Raw genomic sequence first — 9,733 nt, forward strand, 5'->3', positions numbered from 1 at the left:
GGCCACGCTGGCGAGTTCGCGCACGCAGAGCCTGCTCGCCGACCACAAGAGCGTCCCCGCGGCGCTGACCGGCGGCTACCATCTGTCGTTCGATGTGGCGACAGGGCTCCTCGTTGCCGGCTTCCTCATCGCGGCGACCGTGCTGCGGTCGCCGAAGGCTCCCTCGGAGCCGCAGGCCGGAGGCGCCGGCGAGTCGACGGAGGCCGATCGTTCCGCACTTCCCCAGCACTAGCGTCAGCTGCGGCCGAGCTCGGCCCCCCGTTCCGTCATGTCGCGGTACGCGGGGGTCGACTTCGGTGGCGCGCCTCCCGCGGGCAAGGCGGAAACCGTCTGGAGACCCCCCTCTATGGCGGCTCTGTAGAGGGGTTGTGGGCCGGCCTGGTATGCCCTGGCAGCGTGATCGTTCGAGAGTTGACATGGATCTGGTGACAAGGTCATCCTTTTCCGCGGTGCGCCCAAAAGGGCCCGTAAAACTCAACAATCGGCAGGCGTGACAATGACGTCAGATGCGGCATCCATGGCATCTGTTCTGCAGCTTTACCAGGAGCAGCTGTTTGCGACCCCCGAAAGGGTCGCGGTTTCGGCCGGTCACGAACACCTCACTTACCGCGAGTTAGACCGCCTGGCGAACGGCATCGCCGCTCAGTTACGTCCTTTCACGATGACCGAGCAGCGCTGGGTGGCCGTGCTCTCGGACCGCTCCATCCGGCTGGTCGCGGGCCAGCTCGGCGCGATGAAGGCGGGCGTCGCTTTCGCGCCGATCGACCCGGCCACGCCTGCGGAGCGCGTCCACGCCATGCTGGCGGGAGCCGCGGCCGTGGTCACGGCACCGGAGTGGAGATCCCTGGTCCCCGATGGCATCCCGGTGATCGACACGCTCGCCGAGGCGGAGGCGTTACCCTCGCCCGACGTCAAGCCCGACGATCTCGCCTATGTCATCCACACCTCCGGCTCGACGGGGACCCCTAAGGGCGTGCTCGTCCCCCACCGCGCGCTGACCAACCTGATCAGGTGGTCGCACGAGACCTTCGGGCTGGGCGGCCGTGCCCCGCTGCTCACCAGCCCCAACTTCGACCCGTCGGTCTGGGAGATCTGGATGTACCTGACCGCGGGCACCACGATGGTCATCCCCAGCGAACGGACCAGGCGCTCGCTGCCCGCGTTGCGCGACTGGATCGTGGATCAGGAGCTGACCACCTGCTACGCGCCCACTCCCATCGCCGAGGGCCTGCTCGGCCTGGCCTGGCCGGAGCAGACCAGGCTGGCGACGCTGAGCACCGGCGGCGACCGGCTCACCACCTACCCGAGACCCGAGCTGCCCTTCCGGCTGATCAACCTGTACGGCCCGGCGGAATGCGCCGTCAACGCGATCGCAGGCGAGGTGCCGGTCCACGACGGCCAGAGCCGCCCGCCCGCGCTCGGTTCGCCGCTGCCCGGCGTCACCGTCCATCTCCTGGACGAGGCGATGCGGCCGGTCGAGGAGGGCGAGATCTACCTCGGCGGTGTGTGCGTCGGCCTGGGCTACCTCGACCGGCCCGACCTCACGGCTGAGCGCTTCGTCCGCGACCAGGACGGGCGGCTCCTCTACCGCACCGGAGATCTGGCCCGCCGCAACCAGGCCGGCCAGATCGAGTTCCTGGGCCGCGAGGACGACCAGGTCAAGATCCGCGGCAACCGGGTGGAGCTCGGCGAGATCGAGACCGTGCTCGGCCGTCACCAGCGGGTCCGGGCCGCCACCACCGCCATCCGCGGCCACGAACTGGTCGCCTACATCGTGGGCACGGCGACCGGGCAGGAGCTGCGCGCCCACCTTCGCAGGTTCCTGCCCGACTACATGATCCCCACCGCCTGGGTCTTCCTGGACGAGCTCCCGCTGACCAGTAACGGCAAGGTGGATCGTGCCGCTCTGCCCGACCCGGTCCGTGTGCCCCGCTCCATCACGCCGCCCGGCACCTCCACCGAGGTGCTGCTCGCCGAGATCTGGCAGGACGTCCTCGAGGCCGGGCCGATCGGCGCCGACGACGACTTCCTGGCGCTGGGAGGCCAGTCGCTGCTGGCGATGCGCATCGCCGCCCGTGCCTGCGAAAGGCTGGGCAAGCCGGTCGAGCCCCGGATGCTCTTCGAACATCCCACGCTCGCCGCGCTCGCCCGCGTGATCGACGGCCTGCCAGAGGCGGCGGCGCCGAACCCGGTCGCGGCCGGGCGCACACCCCCGGTTGAGGGCGGGCTCACGCCCGCACAGCGCCGGCTCTGGTTCATCGACCAGATGGCGCCCGGCGCGCAGTACAACGTGCCCATCCTGTTCGCCCTGGACGGTCCACTCGACACCGGCCGCCTGGAGAACGCGATCAACGAGATTGTCCGCAGGCATCTGCCCCTGCGTACCCGCTACGAGGAGCACGACGGCGAGCCGGTGCCCGTGGTCATGCCGGCGGAGCCCGTGCGGATGAAGGTCATGGACGCCACCCCGCGGGGAGCGGAAGCGCTGGCGAAGCACGCCGCCCGTGACCCCTTCGACCTGCGGAGCGGTCCCGTGCTGCGGGCGCTGCTGCTCCGGCTCGCCGACGACCGGCACCGGCTGCTGGTGAACGTCCACCACATCGCCTTCGACGGCTGGTCGGCCGGGGTCTTCCTGGACGAGTTGGCGCGGCTCTACGCGGGGGAGCGCCTGCCTCGGCCGGACGGGCCGTACGAACGCAAGCAGGGCCTTGACGGCCTGCCGTACTGGAGGAAGGCCCTGGAGGCGCCGCCCGAGCGGTTGGGGCTGCCCGCCGACGGCCCGGGATCGACGGGGCCGCTCCGTCGCGGCTCCCGGGTCCGGGTCACGCTGCCGGACGGGCTGCTCGCCGAGTTGGAGTCGCTGGGCAGGCGCGCTCAGGCCACACCGTTCATGGTGCTGTTCGCGGCCTTCCAGGCACTGCTGCACCGCTACAGCGGCCAGGACGACATCGTGACGGGCGTGCCGTTCTCCGGCAGGGAGGCGCCGGGCGCGGACTCCGCGATCGGCTTCTTCGTGGAGACGCTGCCGATCAGGACCGGCCTGGCGGGCGACCCCTCCTTCGAGCGCCTGCTGTCACAGGTGCGGGCGACGGTCCTGGCCACGCCCACGGACGTGCCGCTCGAGGAGATCGTGCGGGAGCTCTGTCCCGACGGTCGGCCACCCTTCGACGTGATGTTCGCGATGCAGGAGCCGCCGGACGCCAAGCGGGCCGGTGGGGTGACCTTACGGATGCTCGAGGAGGTGGAGAACGGCGGCGCCAAGGCCGACCTGGTGATCTACGCCGAAGGGCAGGAGCTGAGCCTGGAGTTCGCCACCGACCTGTTCGAGCGCGCTACCGCTGAGCGCCTGCTGAGCCACTACGTGCGCGTCCTGGAGCAGGTGGCGGCCGACCCGGCGGAGCCGATCTCCGCGCTGCTCGCCCAGGAGCACGAGCCCGCCGGTGGCGGTCCCGACCAGTGCCTGCACCGGCTCTTCGAACAGCAGGCCGACAGAACGCCCGACGCGGTCGCCGTCGAGTTCGACGGCGCCACCCTCACCTACGCCGAACTCGACCGGCGGGCCAACCGGCTGGCTCACCTGCTGCGAGGGCTGGGGGTGGGCCCGGAGGTGCCGGTCGCGCTGCATGTGCGGCGCTCGCTCGACCTGCCCGTGGCGCTGCTGGGGATCCTGAAGTCGGGCGGCGCCTACGTGCCGCTCGACCCCTCCTACCCCAAGGGACGCCTCACCCAGGTGCTCGGCCGGGTCGACACCCCGGTCCTGGTGACGCACCAGGCGCTGGCCGGCAGCCTGCCGCACGAGCGGCCCGTCCACGTCGACACCGACCTCGACGGCCGGCCGGAACACCGGCCGGACAGCGGCGTCACGGCGGACAACCTGGCCTACATCCTGTTCACCTCGGGCTCGACCGGCCAGCCCAAGGGCGTGGCGATGCCGCACCGCCCGGTCGCCAACCTCATGGCCTGGCACAGCGGTACGTACCGGAGCCTGCAGTTCACCGCGCTCGGCTTCGACGTCTCGGTTCAGGAGATCTTCAGCACCTGGGCGTACGGCGGGACGCTCGTCATGGTCAGCGACGAGGTACGGCGCGACCCGGCCGCGCTGCTCGACCACATCGCCCGGACCCGGGTGGAGCGGATCTTCCTGCCCTTCGTGGCGCTGCAGTCGCTGGCCGGCGCCGGGATCGAGCCGTCCGCCACACTGCGTGAGGTGATCACCGCGGGGGAGCAGCTCCAGGTCACCCCGCAGCTCGAGCGGTTCATCCGGCCGTGGATGACGCTCCACAACCAGTACGGGCCCACCGAAGGTGCGATCATCGACATCGCCCACACGCTCACCGGCCCTCCGGAGAACTGGCCGCGCCTGCCGCCCATCGGCAAGCCGGTCACGGGCATCCAGGCGCTGATCCTGAACCGCATGGGCCACGAGGCCCCCGACGGCGTCCCCGGTGAGCTGCACCTCGGCGGTGCCTGCCTGGCCAGGGGCTACCACGGCCAGCCCGAGCTGACGCAGGAACGCTTCATCACCTGGCGGGACGGGCGCAGGCTCTACCGGACCGGAGATCTGGCCCGCCGCAACGAGGCGGGCGAGATCGAGTTCCTGGGCCGCGCGGACGACCAGGTCAAGATCCGTGGTTACCGGGTGGAGCCCGGCGAGATCGCCGCGGTGCTGACCGGGCATCCCGCCGTGCGTGAGGCGTTCGTCATGGCCAGGGAGGACAGGTTGGTGGCCTATGTGGTCGCCGACGGTGCCCACCACTGGGCCCCGGAGCAGCTGCGTGCCCATCTGGCCGAGCGGCTGCCCGAGTACATGGTGCCGAGCGCGTTCGTCGCGCTGGAGTCCTTGCCGGTGAACCCTTCGGGCAAGGTGGACCGGCACGCCCTGCCGGACCCGGGCCAGAGCGTGCGGACCGTCACGGCTCCGGCCACCCCGGTGGAGCAGGCCATCGCCGCCATCTGGCAGGAGGTCCTGGGCGGGCAGGTCGGGCGGCACGACAACCTCTTCGAGCTGGGTGGTCACTCGCTCAACGCGACGCAGATCGCCTCCCGGTTGCGCGAGGCGCTGGACGTGCAGGTGCCGCTGCGGACGCTCTTCGCCCACCCGACCGTCGCCGAGCTCGGCGCGCAGCTCACGTCGCCGGACGTGGAGGCGGCCGCCGAGCTCTATCTCATGGTCGCCGCGTATTCAGACGAAGAGGCCGAGGCCCTGCTGCGGTCGATGGAGGGTAACCAATGAGCCTGTCAGCCCAGCAGCGCCAGCTCCTGGAAGCGTTACGCAAGAAGAAGCAGCAGCAGGCCGAGCGGCCCAGGCCCGACCGGCTGCCGATGTCCTTCACCCAGCTTCGCGCCTGGTATCTGGACAAGATGGCTCCGGGCGCCGCGCACTACCTCATACCGCTCGCCTTCCGCATCGAGGGCCCGCTCGACCGCGAAGCGCTGCACCGCGCGCTGAACGCCCTGGTGGCCAGGCATGAGAGCCTGCGCACCACGTTCGCCATGGACGAGGACGGTCCGTACCAGATCGTGGCCGACTCGCTCACGGTCGACCTGGCGGACGCCGAGGACGGCACGCCGATGGACCTGACCACCGGCCCGCTCATCCGCGCACACCTGGTGCGCGAAGGTGCGGAGCAGCACGTCCTGCACCTCACGCTCCACCACATCGTCGCCGACGCCTGGTCGCTGGATGTGCTGCGCCGGGAGCTGAGTGCGCTCTACAACGGCGAGGAACCGCCGGCGTTGTCCCGGCAGTACCCCGACTACGCGATCTGGCAGCGGGAGAAGGACCACAGCCGGGAGCTGCACTACTGGCGCGAGACGCTGGCGGGCGCACCGCCGTTCACCGAGCTGCCGACGGACCTGCCTCGACCGGCCGTCCAGACGTACGCGGGCGCCGAGCTGCCCTTCGCCCTCGACCTCCCACGCGAGGAGTTCAAGGCGTACTGCCGGAGCCTGGGCGCCACACCGTACATGGTGCTGTTCGCGGCCTACCTGGTGGTGCTCTCCCGGCGCTCCGGGCGGCCGGACCTGGTGGTGGGCACGCCCATCGCCAACCGGGACAGGATCGAGTACGAGGGCCTGATCGGGTTCTTCACCAACACGCTGGCCATTCGCGCCGACCTGTCGGGCGAGCCGTCGTTCGCCGAGGTGGTCGAGCGGGTCAAGGAGGCGGTGCTCGACGCCCACGACCACCAGGGGATGCCCTTCGAGCGGCTGGTGGAGGAGCTCAACCCGGAACGCCGCCTGGACCGCAGCCCGGTGTTCCAGACGATGTTCAACATGCTGCCCGAGGCCACGGCGACATTGGAACTGGCCGGCCTCACGGTCACCCCCGTGGAGATCCCCGAGCGCACGGCCAAGTTCGACCTGACCGTGGGCGTCCGGGAGACTCTGGACGGGCTCGTGGAGTACAACACGGACCTGTTCCACGCGGGAACGATCCGCAGCCTGGTGGCCGAGCTCCAGCAGGTGCTGGCCCAAGCCATGGGTGGGGACGAGGCGCCCGGGGAGCTGCCGCGCCGCGAGATCACCCAGCTCATCACCCGGGCCTGGCGCGAGGCGCTGGGCACCGACTCCTTCGGCCCCGACAGCAACTTCTTCGAGGTGGGCGGCCACTCGCTGCTGGTCCTGCAGGTGCACGAGCGACTGCGCAAGCGGTTCAGCCTGACCGTCACCGACCTGTTCAGGTACCCGACGATCGCCTCGCTGACGGCCTACCTGAACCCCGGCGAGCCGGAGCCGGAGGCGGTCGTGGCCACCGCGCCCGCCGGCGGCGCGCTCGCCATCGTCGGCATGGCCTGCCGCTTCCCCGGCGCCACGGGGCCGGAGGAGTTCTGGGCGGCGATCCGCGACGGCGTGGAAGCCGTCCAGGACTTCACCGACGAGGAGCTGCTCGCCGACGGCGAGGACCCCGACCGGCTGGCAGACCCCGCCTACGTCAGGTCAGGGACGGTGCTGGAAGGCATCGACCTGTTCGACGCCACGCTGTTCGAGTTCACCCCGCGCGAGGCCGAGATCCTCGACCCGCAGCAGCGCCTGTTCCTGGAGACCGCCTGGGAGGCGCTGGAGGACGCGGGCTGCGACCCCGCCCGCCACCCGGGGCAGATCGGCGTCTTCGCCGGTTCGGCGATGAGCAGTTACTTCATCGAGAACCTGCTGGCCGCACCCGACGTGCTCAAAGCGGTGGGCGAGTACCAGGTCATGCTCAGCAACGACAAGGACTCCCTGCCCACCCGCACTTCCTACAAGCTCGACCTGCGCGGGCCGAGCATCAGCGTCAACACCGCCTGCTCCACCTCGCTGGTCGCGCTCCACCTGGCCAGGCAGAGCCTGATCGCGGGCGACTGCGACATCGCGCTGGCCGGAGCGGTACGGGTCAACGCCTGGACCCGCCGAGGCTACCTCTACCAGAGCGGCGGCATCGGCTCGCCGGATGGCCACTGCCGTCCCTTCGACGCGGAGGCCCAGGGCACGATCGGCGCCGCCGGCGTCGGCGTCGTCGTGCTCAAGCGACTGGAGGACGCCGTCGCCGCGGGCGACACCATCCACGCCGTCGTACGAGGCTCCGCGGTCAACAACGACGGCACCAGGAAGGTCGGCTACGCCGCGCCGGCCGTGGACGGCCAGGCCGAGGTCATCACCGCGGCGCTGGCCACGGCCGGCGTCGACCCCGGCACGATCGACTACATCGAGGCGCACGGTACGGGCACCGCACTCGGCGATCCCATCGAGGTCGCGGCGCTCTCCCAGGTCTTCACCGGGGAGCGGCGGATCGCGCTGGGCTCGGTCAAGTCCAACATCGGCCACGCCGACGCCGCCGCCGGGATGGCCGGGCTGATCAAGACCGTGCTGGCGCTCAAGCACCGCACGCTGCCGCCCACGGTCAACTTCGCGACGCCCAACCCGCGCATCGACTTCAGCCCGTTCTACGTGCCCACCGCCGGCGCGGAATGGCCGCAGGGACCGGGACCGCGCAGGGCGGGGGTCAGCGCCTTCGGGATGGGTGGCACCAACGCCCACGTTGTGCTGGAGGAAGCACCCGTACAAGCCCCTGCCTCACCGGCGACCGGCCCCCACCTGCTCATCCTGTCGGCCGCCGGCGACTCGGCGCTGGCGGAAGCGGCCACTCGGCTCCGCGCCCACCTGCGCGCGCGTCCGGACACGGACCTGGGCGACGTCGCCGCCACCCTCCGGCTCGGCCGCCGCCAGCTGCGGCACCGCGGCATCCTGGTCGCCGAGGACCACCAGTCGGCACTGGACGCCGAGCCCATCACAGGCGAGTCACACCCGCGCGAGGTCGCCTTCATCTTCCCCGGCCAGGGCTCGCAACGCCGGGGGATGGGCGTGGGCCTGTACCGGTCGGAGAGCACCTTCCGCGCCGCCGTCGACGCCTGCTCCGGCATCCTCGAGCCGTACCTCGGCCTGGACCTGCGCCAGGCCCTGTACGGAGAGGCCGGCGATCTCGACCAGACCTGGCTCACCCAGCCCGCGCTCTTCGTCACCGAGTACGCGCTCGCCCGCACGCTGATCGAGCGCGGCGTCCGGCCTGCGATGATGGCCGGGCACAGCATCGGCGAGTACGTCGCCGCCTGCCTGGCCGGGGTCTTCACCCTGGAGGACGCCCTGCGCCTGGTCGCCGCGCGCGGCCGCCTGGTGCAGAGCCTGCCCCCTGGTTCGATGCTGGCCGTGCCGCTGCCCGAGTCCGAGGTGGGTGACCTGCTCGGCGAGGACGTCTCACTCGCGGCGGTCAACACTCCCGAGCTGTGCGTCCTGGCCGGCCCGGAGCAGGCCATCGCCGAGCTGGAGCAGCGGCTGGCGCGGCAGGGCGTCGCCTGTCGCGCGCTGCGCACCTCCCACGCCTTCCACTCCGCCATGCTGGATCCGGTGCTCGACGCCTTCGCCGCCGAGGTCGCCTCGGTGCAGCTAGACAATCCCGGCCTGCCGTACCTCTCCAACGTCACGGGTGGCTGGGTGTCCGGCGCCGAGACCAAGGACCCCGCCTACTGGGTGCGCCACCTGCGGGAAACCGTGCGGTTCGCCGACTGCGCCCGCGCCCTGGTGGCGGCCGACGCCTCGGTGGTGGAAGTGGGGCCGGGCCGTACGCTGGCCACCCTGGTACGCCGCCAGGGAGGCCAGGCGACGGTCGCCCCGTTCGCCGAGCCGGAGAGCGGACAGGCCGCCCTGCTGGAGGGCGTCGGGCGGTTGTGGGTGAGCGGGGCTGACGTCGACTGGACGGCGTTCGGCCCATCGGGCAGGCGGGTGCCGCTGCCCACTTATCCGTTCGATCGGCGCCGCTACTGGATCGGGCCACGGACGCGTCGCTTCGAGGTCGCGGCGGCACCGGTGGCGGAGGCGCGGGCGGTCCAGGAGCTCGACGTGGTCGCCGCCGCCTGGCAGGACGTGCTCGGCATCGCGCCCGCCGGCCCGCAGGACGACTTCTTCAGCCTGGGCGGCGACTCCCTCGTGGCCACCCAGCTCGCCTCCCGCCTCGGGCTGCCCATCGAGGCGGTCTTCGACCACCCCACGCTGGGCGGCCAGCGGACGCTCGTCGCGTCGGCGGGGGCTCGGGAGGTGATCCCGGCCATCGCGCCGGCGGGCGCCCGCGAAGTGATCCCGGTCGTCGAGGAGCCCGGGCCGGCTCCCGTCTCGTTCATCCAGCGGCGCATGTGGTTCATCGACCAGGTGCACGGCTCGGCCGCGTACGTCGTGGCCACGGCGCTGGACCTGCGGGGCGAGC

The 9,733-nt window shown here is 71.6% G+C and carries 2 protein-coding genes and 1 pseudogene; all 3 read left to right on the plus strand.

What is annotated here, in order from left to right:
- A pseudogene (locus AB0J09_RS44170) lies at positions 1-232 on the plus strand (MFS transporter); the annotation flags it as partial.
- Between the two features lie 285 nt (positions 233-517).
- Positions 518-5,233: an amino acid adenylation domain-containing protein gene (locus tag AB0J09_RS44175; protein WP_360705135.1), complete on the plus strand. Its 4,716-nt coding sequence runs from the start codon at positions 518-520 to the stop codon at positions 5,231-5,233.
- A partial coding sequence (locus tag AB0J09_RS44180; RefSeq protein WP_360705138.1) for a condensation domain-containing protein occupies positions 5,230-9,733 on the plus strand: 4,504 nt, incomplete at its 3' end. The genes AB0J09_RS44175 and AB0J09_RS44180, both read left to right, overlap by 4 nt.

It is taken from the genome of Nonomuraea sp. NPDC049784 (assembly GCF_040659615.1).
In the GTDB taxonomy this organism is placed as follows: domain Bacteria; phylum Actinomycetota; class Actinomycetes; order Streptosporangiales; family Streptosporangiaceae; genus Nonomuraea.